The following is a 16,934-nucleotide window of genomic DNA, read 5'->3' on the forward strand; positions in this document are numbered from 1 at the left end:
CGCGACGGGTGTCAGCGAGGCTCGGCAGACGCCAGCAACCACCGGTCTCCGCTCCGCTCGAGCTCGATGATCATGCGCGACGAATCGGTGCGGCCGTCGGGTGCCGCGAGGTTCCGTACTTGCTGATCGAGGAACACCGCGACGGTGGCTCGATCGTCGGTCAGTTCGACGATTCCGGCGGCGACGACGTGCCCGGTCGCGGTGCCCTGTCCGGTCGTCAGGAGGTCCTGCAGTTTCGTGGAGACGTCGCGGTAGGTGCCGGCGAATTCTTCGGTCGATGCGGCGGTCACTCGGTCGAGGTTCGCGCCCGGATCGCCGAAGTCGTACGTTGCGAGTTCTTCGGTGTACTGCGTCGCCGACGCCAGTGCCGTGGACCGGAGGTCGTTCTGCTCGCGGTCGTTCAGGTGGAGGTATCCGAGGACGGCCACACCCACTGTGAGAGCGGCGATCACGACTGCGACGACGCGTGTGCGGAGTGTCATTTCCGTACTCCTTCCAGGAGTTGCTTCCAGTAGTTCAGTGCCTCCACACCGGTCGGGACGAGGAGGGGATTTTCGGCGATCGGGGGCCCGGTGACGCTGCCGGGGACGGTCGACCCGGACAGTCCGAGGTCGTTCGGTCTCGGCGCGTTCTGGGCGCCGCGCTGCTCGAGGTCGTCGCCGGGTGGGCAGTAGAGGTTCAGGTTCGCCTCGCGCGGTGTGGTGTCGCCGACGACGCGGCGTGGTGTGTCGTACCAGCAGACCGGGCCTTGGGTACCGACGAGGGTGAAGTCGCCTCGGTCGCCGTGCACGATGGATGTCAGTTTTCCGAGCGTTTCGGGCATCGCGATCAGCAGTGCGTCCAGTGCAGGGGTGCGTTCTGCGAGGACTCCGGTGACGGTGACGAGGTTGGTCATCAATGCGCCTACTGTTCCGCGCGTGTCGTCGAGCAGTCGCTGTGTTCGTGCCAGGGCGTCGGGTGATCGATCGAGTAGGTAGATCAACGACGGTTCCTGCGCGAGCAGTTGTTGGGTGACGTCGGCGGCGGCGCGCGCAGCTCCTGGCAGCGCGTCCGAGCGGGACGCGAGGGTATCCAGTATCGGTACCGAACGGTCGACGATGTTCGCCAGCGCGGGGGCGTGCTCGTCGAGCATCCGGCTGAGGGTGTCGGCGTCGTCGAGTAGTTGCTGCAGTTGGGTGCCGGTGCCGCCCACGGCGGCGCTGAACGTCTCGCCGATCGTGGTGATCGAGGCTGGATCGATGGATTCGGCGAGGGCCGCCATCCGGGCCAGCAACTCGTCGAGTCGAACGGGTGCCAGTTCGGGCGGAACGTCCAGGCTGTCGCCGTCGGTGAGGTACGGGCCTCGTTCGGTGGTCGGCGAGATGTCGAGGGTCTGGATTCCGAGGGCACTGTTGCTGGTCACGGATGCGGTGGATCCGACGGGAACGCGGGTATCGGGATCGAGGGCGATTCTCACCTCGGCGCCGCCTGCGGTGACCGAGACGTCGGCGACGGATCCGACCGCGACACCTCGGTAGGTCACACCGGTACCGACACCGATGTTCGACGCGTCGGCCATGGTTGCGTGTACGTCGATCGAGCCGCGCAGCGATTGCGATCCGAGCGCGTAGGTGCTGCCGACGACGAGTGCGACGACGGCGGTGATGGCAAACAACACCAGCTGTATGCGGACCGGCCTGTTCATCGCGGTGCCTCGGGGGCGAGCAGTTGATCCAGTGCCCCGGGGATGTCCGCGAGGCGACCCCCGGTGGTCAGTTCTCCGACGGTCTCGGGGAGGTCGAGTGCGCCGTCGAAGACGAGGTAGTCGCCGTGGACCGCACCGTTGAATCCGGCGATGAACTGGTTCATGTTGGTCAGTGCCGGAGTCACGGACGCGTTGAAGCTCTGGATCGAGTGCACGATGTGGGCCAGATCGTCGATGCCGTCGGAGATCTGGGACTGGTTGTCCGCGAACAGCTTCTGTGCGGAGGCTGCGAGTGACGCAGTGGAGTCGACGAGCGAGGCGATGTGGTCGCGTTGGGAGACGAGGAGCTCCATCGTGGGAGCGGCTACGGTCAGCCCGGCGTCGATCGCAGCGCGGTTGTCCGCCAGCATCGCAGAGACGGAGCGTGCCGCGGCCAGGACGCGGTCGAACTCGGCTTGGTGCTCGGCGGCGTTCGCCAGAATCCGGTCGGCACCGACCAGGAGCGCACGGATGTCGGGACCCCGGCCGTCGAACGCGGCGTTCAGCTCGGTGCCGATGGTGCGAAGTTGGTCGAGTCCGCTGCCGTTCAACACCAGACCCAGCGTGGCGAGCGACGTCTCGAGCTCGGGCCCGATCTCGGTGTTCTCGAGCGTGTCGCCGTCGGCCAGCGTGTCGTTGTTCGTCGAGGCATCGCCCGGGATCGTCAGCCGTACGTAGGGTTCACCCAGGGCGGAGGCGAGTTCCAGTGACGCCGTGACATCGGCCGGGAGCGGAACGGACTGGGACAGGCTCAGTCCCACCGCTGCGACGACGCCATCGGTGGACAGGTCGTCGACACGCCCGACCAGCTGCTGGCCGACGCGGACCTCGGTGCCGAGCCGAACCCGGTCGGCACGGGGAAATTGTGCGGTGACGTGGTAGTCGTCACCGTCCGCCGACCGGCCGACGGGGAGTTGTCCCAGACCGATACCGCAGCCGGACAACAGCATGCCGGACAACAACATACAGGCGGATACCAGCGCTGGACGTCTCATCGTGGTCCCCCCAACAGTTGCGGCAGGCCCAGCGGATCGGGCGTCTCGAACGGCACGGTGATCGGGTTGGTGATGCCTGCACCGGTGCAGATGGGCAACGCGTATTCGCGACACAGCGGTACCGCGGCGGCGAACTGGTCGAGATCGGTCGAGATGTTCAACCGGATCCGGGCGCGCTGGTCTTCGCCGATGGTGTTGCCGATGTTCTGCATCATCAGCGGCAGTACGTCTATGAATTCGGCGAACTGTGCTTCTCGCGCCGCGAACTGCCCGGTGAGTGCGCCCGCATTCTGCACCACGGCCCGCACGTCGTCCCCTCGGTCTGCCAGCAGTCGGTCCAGATGGTCGAACATCGATCTCAGCTGGGCGATGGGTTCCCCGATCTCGAGGTCCTGACGCTGTATCTCGTTCCCCAGATCCGCAAGCGAGTCGGTGACCGACTGCACCGCGCCCTGACGGGCCGTGACGGCGGTGATCAAGCGGTCGAGGTTCTCGATCAGCGCACCGAGTTGTTCACTGTTGCCTCCGACGACTGCGGTTGCGCGCGAGATGTCTCCTATGGCGTCGTTGATCTGCGGCCCGAGACCGGCCGTTCTGTCGGCGAGGGCGGACAGAGCGCCCCCGACATCGGCGCCCTCTCCGCCGGTACCACTGTCGGGTCCGAGCGCTGTGGCGATGGTGTCGAGGCTGTCCTGCAGTTGGTCCCAGTTGATCGGGGAGTGACTGCGTTCGACTCCGATGACCTCGTCGCCGAGGACGGGTCCGCCGCGGTATGCCGGTCCGAGTTCGACGAAGCGGTCGCTGACGACCGACGGGTTCATGACGAATGCCTGTGCGTCCGCGGGGATGTCGACGTCGCCCGCCACCGTCATGGTCACGCGGACCGAGGTGCCCTGTGGAGCGACGGCGTCGACGGTCCCCACCGGGACTCCGAGGACCTGGACCGGGCTACCCGGGTAGATTCCGTTGATGTACGCGAAATCCGCGGTGACGGTGGTGTTGTCGCCGCTTCCGTGGAACACGAACCACGCGCTTGCGGTCACTGCGACGGTGGCGAGGGCGAGCGCGGCTCTCGCGGCGCGGGTGTTCATCGGGTGCAGCCCTGTTGAACTCCGAGGGAGCAGAGGAGGTTGTCCGGAATCGGTCCCGCGGGGGCGGAGACATCGACCCAGTTGCCGTTACCCGTGGCGTCGGTGACGGCGCGCAAGGCGGGAGGAAGTGTCGTCAGGAGCGTGTCGATGTTCTGTCCGTTCCGTTCGAGGGTGTCGGTCACCGACGTCATGTCGACCAGGAGACGGTCGAGTTCGTCGGCATTGTCGTCGAGGAACGCCGACGCGGTGCCGATCAGCGTTCGGAGGTCGGTTACCAAGCGGCCGAGTGCGGTTCGGCGATCCGACAACGTGGACAGCACGAGCTGTGCGTTCCCGAGGAGTGTCGTCATCGACTGGCTTTCTGCGGCGACGGTCGACGTCAGCGACTGCGCGACGTCGAGCAGGCTCGCTATCTTGTCGTCGTTGCGGGCCAGGACCTCCGACGCCGCACTGATACCGGTGAGAGCATCGGACATCACGGACGAGTCCTCCGGCACGGTCTCGCGCAGGGTGGTGACCATGGACTCGAGCGCGGATACGTCGAGTTCTTCGGCGACCGTGCGTACTTCGGTTCCGATGTCGTCGAGAGAGTAGGGAACCGACGTCCGTTCCGTCGGGATCGTTCGATCGTCGCCGACGGGTCCGCTTCCGTCGGGAACGATCTCGAGGTATCGCTTCCCCAGGATCGTGCGGAGTTTGACGGCAGCATGGGTGCGGTCGCCGAGCGGCTGGTCGCGGTCGAGTCGGAAGTGGACGTCGACGTGATCTCCGGCCAGTTCGACGCTGTCGACGCGTCCGGCCGGCACGCCGGCGAGGAACACGGGGTCGGCTTCGGTGAGTCCGCCCGCGTGCGCGAATTGTGCTGTGTACGGCGCAGTTCGAATCAGATACCAGCCCTGTGGAATCAGGAGGGCGGACGCGAGCAGGACTGTCACGGCGAGAATTCCGACGATGCCGAGTCTGGTGGTGTTCATCGGCAGATCTCCGTGTGCGCGTCGCCGAAGATGTTCGTCTCGGCGTCGCCCGCCTTCAGGGTGAAGTTGCAGGTGTAGAGGTTCAGCCAGCCGCCGTAGTCGCCGATGCTGTTGATGGAGCTCGCCAGCTCGGGCAGCAACGTCATCGTGCGATCGAACTGCTCGGTGTTGGGTATCCACGATCGGGTCGTCGCACGGAGATCGGCGACGGTGCCGTCGAGTGGCGCCGACGCGTCGGTCGCCAGTTCGGCCAGTGCCGCCACAGCGGTCGATCCGTCGTCGAGAAGAGTGATGAGGGAGTCGTTACGGTCGGCGACGACCCGGCTCATATCGGTCAATCCGGTGATCAGGCGGGTGATGTCGGCGTCGTGGCTGTTCATGGTCTGCAGTACCGCGTCGAGGTCGGCGATCAGGTCGCTGAAGATCTGGTCGTTGTTCGCGAGTCCCCGAGTCACGCCGGCGACGTGACGCAGCAGTGAGTCGACGGTGCCGGCTTCGCCTTGGAATGCGTCGGTGATGGACCGCGCGAGCGCGTTGACCTGACTGGGCTCGATGGCGTCGAACAGTGGTTTGAAGCCGTTGACCAGGGCCGTCAGGTCGACGGGTGGCGACGTGCGGTCCAGGGGAATCGTGGAGTCGAGGGTGCCGGCGGGGTCTTCGGGTGGCACGAGCGCAAGATAGCGTGCACCGAGCATGTCGCCGTATCTGATTGCTGCCGTGACGTTTCCGGGAATCGGCACGGAGGTCTGCACGTCGAAATCCACCACGGCGATGGTTCTGGCGCCGTCGGCTTCGTAGCGCACGTCGTCGACCTTGCCGATCCGTACACCTGCGAGCGTGACGTCGTTGCCGGTGCGGAGCCCTTCGACACCGGTGAATTCTGCAGTGTGACTCCTCGTCTCACCGCTCACCGGCACACTGAGGGTGTCGACGACAACTACGGCGGACAGTAACCCTGCCACCGCGAACGCAGCGAGTGCGAACATCGGACGTGCCAGCGACGTCATCTGATGGTCACCTCCGTTCCGCGGAGAAGGGGAGCGAGCAGCATGGTGCTGGCCGGGTTCAACGGTTCCGATGTCCCGCTCGCGCTGTCCTGAACCTCGGCAAGTGCACAGTTCGGCCCGTTCAGCCCGGGGTAGCGGGGGCAGTCCGCCGCGGTGTAGGGCAGCGGCGACGAGAAGTCCGGGACGGCGGTGATGTCGAAGCGACCGGTCGCGAAGATCCGCGCTCCCGCTGCCCCGAACGGCGCGAACTGATCGAGTGTCGACGCCAGGCCGGATGAGTTCTCGGACACCGTGCCCAGTACGGGCGAGCCGCGACGAACGACGGTGATGGCGCCGGGCAGGTTCTCGTCGGCGACGGTCACTGCGGCGCCGCCGAGTCGCGCGGCCGTCGTCAGCAACGCTTCGACCCCGGTCGAGTGGTCCAGCATCGTCTGCGACAGGCTGGTCGCTGCCTCGATGGTCGCCAGGACGTCCGGTGTTGCCGCAGCGGCTGCATCGGCCACCTGCAGGGTCTGCGGGGTGCTGTCGAGGACGGCGTGGATGGACGGTTCGAGCGTCGTCGACAGTGATGCGAGCCGCTCGATCGTGGCGCCGAGTTGTTCACCTCGGCCGCGCAGGGCGGTGCTGATCGCCGTCAACGCGGCCTGTGTCTCGGCCGGTTTCAAGCTGTCCAGCAGGTCGGTGACCTGTCGATAGACCTCGCTCAGTTGCACGGCGTCCTGCCCGGTGTCCATCGCGAGTTCGTCGCCCGCACGCAGAGGTTCGGAGCCTGCCCCGTCATGGTCGACGAGGCGTAGGTAGACGTCGCCGAACAACGTCCGCGGTACGACGCGCACGAGCGCCGACGCGGGGACCTCGGTGTCGAGGCGCATGGTGACGCGGGATCGATCGACGCCGCTGTCGATGTCCACGACTTTTCCGACCTGCACTCCGTGGTACTGGACGCCGATTTCACCGATCAGTAGGCCCGCGGACGACGGGATCTCCGCGTACACCTCGGGGGCACGTTCGAACGCGCCGTTCCCGTACGCCACAGCGGCGACGGCTGCGACCACGAGGGCTGCGGGCGTGGCCAGTCCGCGCAGGGCGAGCGCTGTCCGGCTCGGGCCGAGTACACGTGGTGTCACGACACACCGAGCCCGGGGACGGAGGGGACGACGCCCCAGAGAACGAAGGTGAGGAACACGTCGGTGATACCGATCGCGAGGATCGACGTACGAAGCGCGCGCCCGGCCGCCCGTCCGACGCCCTCGGGGCCACCGGATGCGTGAAAACCGTAGGAGCAGTGCACGAGTGCGACGATGATCGCGAACACGACGGCCTTGACGACCGAGTAGACGAGGTCGCCGGGGGACAGTGCGAGGTGGAAGTAGTAGTCGTAGGTCCCGGCCGAACTGCCCCCGAAGGTGACGACGACGAGACGCGTCGCGACGAACGTCGCGATGAGTCCGACCATGTAGATCGGCACGATGCAGATCACTGCTGCGATCACCCGAGTCGTCGCCAGAAACGGTATGGGGCGCACCGACATGGAGTCCAGCGCGTCCACCTCGTCGGAGATCCGCATCGCGCCGAGTTGGGCGGTGAACCCGGTCCCTACCTTGGCGGCGAGGGCGATGCTGGCGATGACGGGTGCGAGTTCGCGGGTGTTGGCGATGGCGGAGAGCAAGCCGGACAGCGATGTGAGGCCGATCAGGTCCAACCCTCGATAGGTTTCGACGCCGACCATCATCGCGGCGACGGCGGACATCGCGAACACGATGCCGATGGTTCCGCCGCCGGCGAGCAGTGACGCGTAGCCGAAGCTGACCTCGCCGACGTGCTGTGCCACGTGCTTGGGGTAGCGGCGAAGGGTGTACGGCACGGATGCGACGGTTTCGGCGTAGAACGTCACGTGACGGCCGAGTTCGGCGAAGACGTTCGTGACACCCCGGCCGCGTCGCCTCAGCCGAACGAAACTGTCGTAGTTCATCAGTAGGTCCCCACCGCGGGAACGATCACTGCATACAGTTGCGACAGAACCGTGTTCACGACGAACACCATGACGAAGGCCAGGACGACGGCTTCGTTGACGGCGTCGGCGACCCCGCTCGGTCCGCCCTTGGCGTTCAGGCCCTTGTACGACGCGATGAGAGTCGACGTGATCGCAAAGCACACGGACTTGACCATCGCCATCGCGAAATCGGACACCCGGCCGTATTCGCTGAACGTGGCGAGGAATGCACCTGCGGATTGGTCGGCGACGAAGACCTGGTAGAAAAAGCAGGCTCCCACCCCGACCACGGTGACCATTCCGCACACGGCGAGTGCGACGAACATCGAGGCGATCAACCGGGGCACGACGAGCCTGGCGATCACGTCGAGCCCCATCACCTCCATGGCGGCGATCTCCTCGCGGATGGTGCGCGAGCCGAGGTCGGCGCAGATCGCGGACCCGGCGACCCCCGCCAACATCAATGCGCAGACGAGTGCGGCGGCCTGGCCGACGACGACGAAGGCGACGACTGCGCCCGAATACGCTCCCGCGCCCAGTCTTCCGGCCAGCGACCCGACGGACACCGCGATCAACACTCCGATGGGAAGCATCAGCAACAGCGCGGGGATCGTGCACACCCGGGCGACGAACAAGGCCTGGGTGACCGTCTCCGTGAGGGAGAGCCTCCGTTGTGCGATCGTGGTGACCGTGCGGGTCGCCGCGGTGACCGAGAACGCGATCAGACCGCCGACCTGATTCGCGAGGTCGCGCGTCGGCGACGCTTTCGCCGCGGGGTCGACAGTCACCGGTTACGCGGGTGTCGGTGAATAGGACGTGCGCAGTGCAACTTTGACGACCTTGCCACTGGCGTTGCGGGGGAGTGAATCGACGACGACGAGTTCCTTGGGGTGCTTGTACCTCGCCAGGTGATCCCCGAGCCACGAGGTCAACTCGGCCAACGTGAGGTCGTCGGAGTCGCTCAGGGCGACCACGGCAACCGGGACTTCGCCCCACTTTCCGTCCGGGCGTCCGATGACAGCCGCCTCGAGAATGCGCGGATGCCCGTAGAGGACGTTTTCCACCTCGGCGCAGTAGATGTTCTCACCGCCGGAGATGATCATGTCCTTCTTGCGGTCCACGACGAACACGAATCCTTCGTCGTCCTGCCTGACCAGGTCACCGGAGTGGAACCAGCCGCCGTGGAAAGCGTCGGCGGTGGCGTCGGGGTTCTGCCAGTACTCCTGCATGAGAGTGGGTCCGCGGTAGACGATTTCGCCGATCTGTCCGGTCGGTACGTCGTTCATCTCGTCGTCGACGATCCGCGCCGACACGGTGGGTACGACGCGTCCGACCGAGCCCAGTTTGCGTAGCGCGTCCTTGCCGTCGAGCACGCAGGTGATGGGCGACATCTCGGTCTGGCCGAACACTGCCACGTTCAGGGCGTTCGGGAACGTCTCGGCCATGGCTTTCAAGATCGTGTCCGACGCCGGTGCCGCGCCCCACGAGATGACGCGAAGGCTCAGATCTCTCGGCTTGCGTGTCTGCTCGGCGCACATGGCCTGCCACTGCACGGGCACGAGGAACAGGGTGGTGACGCCTTCTTCGGCGAGGACGTCGAGAAGGGTCGAGGGGTCGAATGCACCGACGGGGTAGATCACCGTCGGTATGCCCAGTTGCAGACTCGGTGCGAGGCTGCCGAGAGCGGCGATGTGGAACATCGGCGATGCGCAGAAACCGACCTCGTCGACACCGTGCATCTGCAGTGCTCGAATACAGGTCAGCGACTGGGCCTGCATGTTGGAGTGTGTCAGCACAGCGCCTTTGGGTCTACCGGTGGTTCCCGAGGTGTACATGATCAGCGCGGGTGCATCGTCGCGCACGTCGACAGGTGGTGCAGGCTGCGCGTCGGCGAGCAGTTCTTCGTAGGCGTCGCCGACGACGATGATGTCGCCCAGTGAATCGACCTGTGCTGCAACTGCATCGGCCAAGGGGGACAGTGTCTCGTCGGTGATCAACAGGTGGGAACCGCTGTTCTGCGCGAGGTAGGCGACCTCGGGCGGAGTCATGCGGAAGTTCACGGGGACGGCCAGTGCGCCGAGTGCGTTGATCGCGAGCACGGCTTCCAGGTACTCGGGCCGATTGAGCATCAGGATCAGCACACGGTCTCCTGAGCCGACCCCTCGTCGGCTCAGGACGCCGGCGAACCTGCCGACCCGGCTGTCGAGCTGGGCCCAGGTGATGGTGGCGCCCTGGAAGCGCAGGGCAGTGGCGTCGGGCTGCATCAGCGCATGCCGACGAACCTGGTTGTTCCAATTGTTTCGAATCGAACGATGGGGTTCGTTCAAGGGAGCGGACATCGCTCTTCCTCTTTCGTCGAAGGCGGGATGTGCAGTGAGCGTACCGAAGGTCGGGCTTACCCGAGGGCAAATCGAGACGTTTGTTTCTGCATGTCATGTGCTGTCTAAGTTTGCCGTGATTCGCCTCTGTCGCCGAGTAGTGCGCCTACTCGATTGCGAAATTCCGGCGCAGTCAGCAGTTCGATCTGCCCTTCCCTCTCGCGCGCCAACGCATCGCCCAGAAGTGCAAGCGTCGATGCCGTCAGTGCGTGCTTGGTCAGCTGCAGGGCGCGGGCCGGTCCGTGTGCCAGTCGGCGCGCGACCGATGCGACCGTGTCGGCGAGCTCGTCCGCCGGAAGCGCCTGGGTGATCAGACCCGACGCGGCGGCGTCGCGCGCGGTCATCGGCTCACCGAGCAGTGCCATCGCGGTGGCTCGGGCGCGTCCTATCGCTGCCGGGACGAGCAAGCTCGCCCCACCGTCGGGCATCAGCCCGACGCCCGTGAAGGCCAGAAGAAACGTGGCGTCCTCGGCGGCGTAGACGAGGTCGGCGGCCAGTGCCAGAGACACCCCGATACCCGCGGCGATGCCGCTGACCTGTGCAATCACCGGAACGGGTGCGTCTATGACGGCCCTGATCAAGGAGGATGCGACGTCCATCGTGTGGTCTGCCTGCAGGCGTGCTTCGGCGTCGCTTCTCGGCTGGGCGCGGGAAAGTTCGACGATGTCTGCTCCGGTGCTGAACGCAGGTCCGCGCCCGGTGATCACGACGACCCGAACGCTCGGCCCGAGTGCGGTGAGTGCGTCGATCAGTGCGGTCGTGGTGGCGCCGTCGAGCGCGTTCATTCTTTCGGGTCGATCGATTTCCAGCGTGAGTACGCCGTCGTCTTCGGTTCTGTGCAAACCGTGGGTCATCGAGAGCTCCAGCCGGGTGTCAGGACGTGGGGCGGATGCAGGAGGGGTGCATGCGAATTGCCGCTAACTTAACTCCTCAAATCGAATGTCTGTCAAGGGTCGTGGAAAATTCCTGAACCGACGGGCCGGCGACGGTCACGCGCTATCATGGTTTCTGCTGCTCTCGAGCAGCTTCATGTGCGGTGGCGCGGTGACGGATGGAGGTGTGGTGACGGAAGCGGAAGTGACGGTGAAACGTCGTCGTCCTCGAAATCGGAAGGCGCAGATTCTCACGGCTGCGGCCGAAGCGTTCAGCGAACGTGGCTACCATCCGGTCGGCATCGACGACATCGCTGCGACGGTCGGCATCTCCGGCCCGGCGCTCTATCGTCATTTTCCGACGAAGTACGCACTGTTCGTGCACACCGTCATGCGGCTGGCGGATCAACTGCTGGCCGCGACGGATCCCGCGGTGGTCACCGAGGACGATCCGGAAGCGCGTGTCGAGGCCATGATCACCGCGATCATCCGTACCACCATCGACAACCGCCGGACCGGTGGTCTGTATCGCTGGGAGGGTCGGTACCTGATCGGCGAGGACAAGACGTCGCTGCGGGACAAGCTGTACACCCTGCACGGGCGCGTGGCCGAGCCGCTCCGTCGGGTGCGTCCGGCGTTGACGGAAGCCGACGCCGCGCTGCTGGCCACCGGTGCGATCAGTGTGGTGGCGAGCATGACTGCGCACCGAACCGCACTGTCCGCCAAGCAGATCGAGGTCACCGTCCTCCAGGCCGCGTGGTCGGTACTGAGGACGGATCTACCGAAGCTCTCGACGGACGAGTCGGGTGCGGAGCGCCGAGGCGGCGACGGAGGAGATTCCAAACGCGAAGTGCTGCTGCGGGAATCGATGCAACTGTTCTATCAGCGCGGTTATCACGACGTCAGTATCGAAGACATCGGCGCAGCAGCCGGCATCAATGCGTCGAGCGTCTACCGTCATTTCTCGAGCAAGGCCGACCTGTTGGCCGCGGCATTCCACCGCGCGAACGAAAGACTGATCGCGACACTGGACGAGGCGCTTGCGGTATCGACGGAACCGGAGGCCGCTATCGCGACACTGTGCCGGCTCTACACCGAGCTGACGTTCCGTCAGAGCGAGCTCGTGGCCGTCTACTTCGCGGAGATCGGCAATCTCCCGGCCGACCAACGGTCCGGACTTCGGAACGTACAGCGGCAGAACATCGAACAGTGGGCCCGGCTTCTGCGTGATGCGCGGCCCGAGCTGTCGGTGGTGACGTCACGATTCCTGGTGCACGCCGCACTCGGAATCGTCTTCGACGTCGGCCGCGCCGTGCGGTTCGATCGGTCCGACACCACGGTCACGCGGGTGACCGCGGTCATGACCTCGGTTCTTCTGAACTGAAGCTCAGTTCTTGCGCCGCGCCAGCGCGGACTTCACGCCCAACTGTGCGAGTACGACGATAACGCCGACGATCAGGCCGAGCAACGCCGACGCGAGGGTGTTGACGATCCACGCGAGGATCGGTCCGATCCCGGCGATGTCGTGCACCGCTTCCTCGCCGTGGTGGACGAGTTCGTAGAGGGGATGGAAGCCGAGCTCGTCGATGCCGACGAGGAGGATGTGGCCACCGACCCACAGCATCGCCGCGGTGCCGACGATGCCGAGAAACGACATGACCTTCGGCATCGCCTTGACGAGCCCACGGCCGAACTTCTCGACGAATCCCGTCGACTTGTCCGCAAGGCGCAACCCGATGTCGTCCATCTTCACGATCAAACCGACGACGCCGTAGACGATCACCGTGATGACGACGGCCACGACGGCGAGGATGATCAGCCTGCTCCAGAAGCCTTCGGCAGCAATCGTGTCGAGCGCGATGACCATGATCTCGGCGGAGAGAATGAGGTCGGTGCGGACGGCGCCGGAAACGACGGAGTCCTCGTCCTTCGGCTCGTCGGCGGCCTCGTCGTGGTGGTCACCGTGGCCGAAGACGGCGCCCCAGATCTTGTGCGCAGCTTCGTAGGCGAGGTAGCAACCACCCAGCATCAGAATCGGTGTCAGCAGCCACGGCAGGAATTGGCTCAGCAGCAACGCGATCGGAAGAATGATCAGCAGTTTGTTGCGCAGCGAACCGATCGCGATGCGTTTGATGATCGGAAGCTCACGCTCGGCAGCGAGGCCGCGGACGTACTGAGGCGTCACCGCGGCGTCGTCGATCACGACACCCGCAGCCTTGGCCGTCGCACGTCCGGTTGCCGCTCCCACATCGTCGATGGAGGCCGCGGCCAGGCGCGCGAGTGCGGCCACATCGTCCAACAGGGCAACAAGTCCACCCGCCATCACTGGCCTCCACTTCGAATCGTCCGAACTGCGGCATCACCGCAGGCAGCCCACTCGAGAACGATACCGCCTGCACAGGTAATGCTTTGGTCAAGCAAAGTTGTTAGCATGCGTCACATGTCGTCGACTCGAAAGCTCGTTGCCGGTCTGTCCGCCTCCGTGTTGATGCTGGCGGGGGCGGCCACCGCTCACGCCGCTCCCATCAACACCCCGTGGTCCCCGGACGCATCTGTCGACAGCGAGCTCGAATTCGTGTCCGACGGTGTCACCTACTACGGCAGCCTGCGGCCCGCGATCGGTGAGGTACGCGGCGCTGCGCTCCTCCTGCCGGGCAGCGGACCGATCGATCGCAACGGCAATTCGCCCGAAGGCAACATCACCCCGAACACCATCGCCTACGTCGCCGACGCCCTCGCAGCCAAGGGCATCACGACGCTGCGTTTCGACAAGATCGGAACGGGCCGCACCGGCACCGAGGGAATCGACACGTCCGTTCCGCTCGGATTCACGCAGCAGATCGACACAGCCGAGGCTGCGGCCGCAGCGCTCTCCGACGCCACCGGCATCAGCGGCGAGAAGTTCTCCGTGCTCGGACACAGTGAAGGCGGGCTGACTGCACTGGCCCTTGCGGACCGCGGCGTCGAGATCGGCAACCTCGGACTGCTGGCACCGTTGGCCATCCGCTACCTCGACCTGCTCCACGCTCAGCTCGACCGCGTCCTGGACAACGTCGTCGCCTCGGGTGAAATGACACCGGAAGAAGCCGACGCCGAGCGAGGCCGAGTCGACGAGACCATCGACGCCATCCGCAACGGACGCCCGGTTCCATACCCCGACGACGAAATCCTAGCGTCCGTAGGACTCAGCGACTCGGGCGCGAAGTTCTTCTCCGAAGCAGACGCGCTGGACCCCGCCGTTCTCGCAGCCGCACTTCCCGCCGACACCGACGTGCTGCTGATCTGCTCGGAGAAAGACCTCAACGTCTCCTGCGGACAGACCGACCGCGTCGCCGACGCACTCGCCGGACGCGACCTGCAGTACTCGCGCTTCGTCAACTCGTCGCACATGCTGAGCGAACTCGGCCCGCTGCCGGCGACCGGCTTGGACATCTACGCCCCGCTGCCCCAGTCGTCAGAGTTTCGCGGCGCTCTCGACGCGTGGGCGGACAGCGCTCTGTCCTGACGCACCTGGGTACGGACAACCGAGCGCACCGAGATCGCTCGGCCGGTAGTTGTTCGGATACCCCGGGTACGTCTTGTTGTGCGGGTCGGTGGTACTGCGCGAGGACTTGCGGGTCGGGAGAAATCTCTCGGCCCGCGCCTTCGTTCGTAGGCCCGCCACAGCAAGGCGTCGAACAGTGGGGGAGCCTGCGGGGAAGCCGAACGCGTGGGCCATCTTCTCGTCGAGAAGAGCGAACACACCCTGCGCGACGGCGGGGCGCAGAGGCGTCGGGAACCAGGAGCAGAACAGGTCGAGCGTGTACGTGCCGACTTTGTGGTTGTCCTCGGTGTACCGGAACGTGCGGTCCTCGTAGTCCAGTTTGAACCGGGCGAGCTCGGTGTAGGACTCTGGAATGTCCTTGATGCCCATGCGGATTCCGACCTGGCGGTAGAAGTGGAACGTCGCCAGGCGCTCCGAGGGATGCAGTCTGCGCCACCCGAAGGTGTCGATCCACTCGATCGGTTCGTAGATGAAGGTCGTCAGCACGTAGAGCATGTCGTCGTTCGAGATGGCGTACTGCGAATGCATCCGGTTGACCATGCGTAGCGCTTCGCGGCCGCGCTCGGAATCGTAACCGTGCTCGACCATCTCGCCCATCAGCAGCGCAGTGTCGTCGTACCGCCGTTGCGGCCGGTCACGGAACTCGCCGGTCTTCTCCAGCAACTCGGAGATGGTGGGAACGCAATAGGTTCGGAACAGAGCGAATTCGAGGGTGCGTTGGTAGTCCCACGGGAACTCGTATCCGGCAGTGATGCGGTGAATGGTGTGGCAGTCCGCAACGGGGTCGAGTTCCTCGATCCGCTTCAGCCAGCCGTAGCGGCCGCGTTTCGGAGTGAGTTCCTTCGTCGTCGTCATGGCGTCAGCCTCTGCCGTGGCGAAGCTTGAGCACCAGTGCGGAGATCTTGAGATCGCGCGCTTTTCTTCGCATCGTCAGTAGATTGAGCGGCGCGGCGAACTTTTGCACGGCAAGGGATTTGACGGTACTGAACTCGCGGAGACCGTCGGCGCCGTGGATGCGGCCGAAGCCGGAGTCCCCGGTTCCGCCGAACGGCAGCGCTGGAATGCCGGCGAAGCCCAGGACGGAGTTGACGGTCACGACGCCACAGTCGAGCTTCTCCGCCGCACGTCGTCCGGCTGCGTTGTCCTTGGTGAACACCGATGCACCGAGGCCGTAGGACGATGCGTTGGCGCGTTCGATGCCCTCGTCGAGATCGCGAACCTTGTTCACGACGACGGTGGGGCCGAACGTCTCCTCGGTGATCGCTGTGGAGTTCTCGGGTACGTCGGTGAGAATGACCGGGTCGATGTACGGGCCGTGCAGCGAATCCAGGCCTCCCAGAACGGCTCTGCCACCCTTGGCGAGAGCGTCCTCGATCTGGGATCGGACGATGCCGCTCTGCTTGCCCAATGTCATCGGGCCGTACGAGGACGTGCCCGCGCCGCCGGGTTTCAGGGCCTTCGCCGACGCGGCGAACTTCCTCAAGAACTCGTCGTAGACCGGTGCAGCGACGTAGATGCGCTCGACGCCCGCGCACGTCTGGCCGGCGTTGCCCATGGCGCCGAAGGTCGCGAACTCCACTGCCGCATCGAGATTCGCGTCGGCGTCGACGAGCATGGCGTCCTTTCCTCCGCACTCGGCGACCAACGGAGTGAGGGACTGGGCGCATGTCGCCATGACCTTCTTGGCGGTCGCGGTGGACCCGGTGAACGCGATCTTGTCCACACCGGCGGTGCACAGCGCAGTTCCGGTCGAGCCGTCGCCGGTGATCGTCTGGAACACCGGATGAGCAGCAGCGATGGACTCCCACTTCTGTGCCAGCCAGACCCCGACGCCCGGAGTCAGTTCGCTGGGCTTGAACACCACGGTGTTGCCGGCAGCGAGCGAGTACGCGATGGATCCCATCGGGGTGTAGAGCGGGTAGTTCCACGGCCCGATGACGCCGACGACGCCGAACGGCCGGTACCCGACGTAGGCCTGCTGGTTGGGGCTGATCAAGCCGGAGGACACCTTGCGTTGTTTCAGGATCTTCTCGGCGTTTCTGGCGGCCCAGTCGATGTGTTCGACGCCCAGCATGACCTCGAGCAGCGCGTCCTCGTCGGGCTTGCCACTCTCGGAGGCGATGACGTCGGCGAGAGATTTCGCGTCACGCGCGATGGCGCTCTTGAATTCGAGCAGCCACCGTTTGCGGCCGGTGAACCCCTGGACGTCCCACCACCTGGCGGCGGACCGTGCGCGATCGACTGCGGCCGACACCTCGGCGTCCCCGGCAATCGGATAGGTAGCGAGTACGTCACCGGTGCGTGGGTCGAGGCTGTCGAACGTACGGGCTTTCGTCTCTACGACCTGGTCCGTCATG

16 protein-coding genes are annotated in these 16,934 nt (G+C 65.5%); 2 read left to right on the forward strand and 14 right to left on the reverse strand.

Annotated elements, in window-relative coordinates; translation table 11 throughout:
* Window positions 1–11 precede the first annotated feature (11 nt).
* The 11 genes from CH289_RS11380 to CH289_RS11430 form a co-directional block, all read right to left on the reverse strand.
* The gene (locus CH289_RS11380) at window positions 12–482 is read right to left on the reverse strand and encodes a hypothetical protein (protein ID WP_033190071.1); all 471 of its coding nucleotides are present in this window, start codon (window positions 480–482) and stop codon (window positions 12–14) included.
* Window positions 479–1,684 carry an MlaD family protein gene (locus tag CH289_RS11385; RefSeq protein ID WP_094727926.1) on the reverse strand — a complete coding sequence of 402 codons (1,206 nt, stop codon included), beginning with the start codon at window positions 1,682–1,684 and terminating at the stop codon, window positions 479–481. Before CH289_RS11385 ends, CH289_RS11380 begins: the two co-directional genes overlap by 4 nt.
* Entirely contained in the window at window positions 1,681–2,718 is a 1,038-nt protein-coding gene (locus CH289_RS11390) for an MCE family protein (RefSeq protein ID WP_256977146.1), read from the reverse strand. The genes CH289_RS11385 and CH289_RS11390 overlap by 4 nt, the downstream gene beginning before the upstream one ends.
* A complete protein-coding gene (locus tag CH289_RS11395; RefSeq protein WP_094727928.1) occupies window positions 2,715–3,809 on the reverse strand; it encodes an MCE family protein in 1,095 nt (364 codons plus the stop codon). Before CH289_RS11395 ends, CH289_RS11390 begins: the two co-directional genes overlap by 4 nt.
* On the reverse strand, window positions 3,806–4,783 hold the full coding sequence (locus CH289_RS11400) for an MCE family protein (protein WP_019662888.1): 978 nt from the start codon (window positions 4,781–4,783) through the stop codon (window positions 3,806–3,808). The genes CH289_RS11395 and CH289_RS11400 overlap by 4 nt, the downstream gene beginning before the upstream one ends.
* Window positions 4,780–5,790: an MCE family protein gene (locus CH289_RS11405; RefSeq protein WP_020111024.1), complete on the reverse strand. Its 1,011-nt coding sequence runs from the start codon at window positions 5,788–5,790 to the stop codon at window positions 4,780–4,782. The genes CH289_RS11400 and CH289_RS11405 overlap by 4 nt, the downstream gene beginning before the upstream one ends.
* A complete protein-coding gene (locus CH289_RS11410; RefSeq protein WP_094727929.1) occupies window positions 5,787–6,917 on the reverse strand; it encodes an MCE family protein in 1,131 nt (376 codons plus the stop codon). Before CH289_RS11410 ends, CH289_RS11405 begins: the two co-directional genes overlap by 4 nt.
* The gene (locus tag CH289_RS11415; protein ID WP_080732928.1) at window positions 6,914–7,762 is read right to left on the reverse strand and encodes an MlaE family ABC transporter permease; all 849 of its coding nucleotides are present in this window, start codon (window positions 7,760–7,762) and stop codon (window positions 6,914–6,916) included. Before CH289_RS11415 ends, CH289_RS11410 begins: the two co-directional genes overlap by 4 nt.
* Window positions 7,762–8,571 carry an ABC transporter permease gene (locus CH289_RS11420; RefSeq protein WP_033190078.1) on the reverse strand — a complete coding sequence of 270 codons (810 nt, stop codon included), beginning with the start codon at window positions 8,569–8,571 and terminating at the stop codon, window positions 7,762–7,764. Before CH289_RS11420 ends, CH289_RS11415 begins: the two co-directional genes overlap by 1 nt.
* A 3-nt stretch (window positions 8,572–8,574) precedes the next feature.
* Window positions 8,575–10,122, reverse strand: coding sequence for a fatty-acid--CoA ligase FadD5 (gene fadD5 / locus CH289_RS11425; RefSeq protein ID WP_052083221.1), 1,548 nt, complete (start codon window positions 10,120–10,122; stop codon window positions 8,575–8,577).
* Window positions 10,123–10,226: 104 nt separating this feature from the next.
* On the reverse strand, window positions 10,227–11,015 hold the full coding sequence (locus CH289_RS11430) for an enoyl-CoA hydratase-related protein (RefSeq protein WP_170947542.1): 789 nt from the start codon (window positions 11,013–11,015) through the stop codon (window positions 10,227–10,229).
* Between the two features lie 175 nt (window positions 11,016–11,190).
* On the opposite strand from CH289_RS11430, the gene CH289_RS11435 reads away from it, so the two are divergent.
* The gene (locus CH289_RS11435; RefSeq protein ID WP_020111019.1) at window positions 11,191–12,417 is read left to right on the forward strand and encodes a TetR/AcrR family transcriptional regulator; all 1,227 of its coding nucleotides are present in this window, start codon (window positions 11,191–11,193) and stop codon (window positions 12,415–12,417) included.
* Window positions 12,418–12,420: 3 nt separating this feature from the next.
* Here CH289_RS11435 and CH289_RS11440 read toward each other — a convergent pair whose 3' ends face one another.
* Window positions 12,421–13,356 (reverse strand): DUF808 domain-containing protein, encoded by a 936-nt coding sequence (locus CH289_RS11440; RefSeq protein ID WP_033190080.1) that lies wholly within the window; start codon window positions 13,354–13,356, stop codon window positions 12,421–12,423.
* Between the two features lie 117 nt (window positions 13,357–13,473).
* On the opposite strand from CH289_RS11440, the gene CH289_RS11445 reads away from it, so the two are divergent.
* Window positions 13,474–14,538 (forward strand): alpha/beta fold hydrolase, encoded by a 1,065-nt coding sequence (locus CH289_RS11445; RefSeq protein WP_179276793.1) that lies wholly within the window; start codon window positions 13,474–13,476, stop codon window positions 14,536–14,538.
* On the opposite strand, the gene CH289_RS11450 is transcribed toward CH289_RS11445, so the two are convergent.
* Together CH289_RS11450 and CH289_RS11455 are read right to left on the reverse strand one after the other, a co-directional pair.
* Window positions 14,488–15,432: an oxygenase MpaB family protein gene (locus tag CH289_RS11450; protein WP_094727931.1), complete on the reverse strand. Its 945-nt coding sequence runs from the start codon at window positions 15,430–15,432 to the stop codon at window positions 14,488–14,490. The two genes, CH289_RS11445 and CH289_RS11450, sit on opposite strands and share 51 nt — an antisense overlap.
* A 4-nt stretch (window positions 15,433–15,436) precedes the next feature.
* Window positions 15,437–16,933, reverse strand: a complete 1,497-nt coding sequence (locus CH289_RS11455) for an aldehyde dehydrogenase family protein (protein ID WP_019662899.1) — start codon at window positions 16,931–16,933, stop codon at window positions 15,437–15,439.
* Window position 16,934 lies beyond the last annotated feature (1 nt).

This window comes from Rhodococcus sp. RS1C4 (assembly GCF_002258225.1).
Lineage (GTDB): Bacteria > Actinomycetota > Actinomycetes > Mycobacteriales > Mycobacteriaceae > Rhodococcoides > Rhodococcoides fascians_E.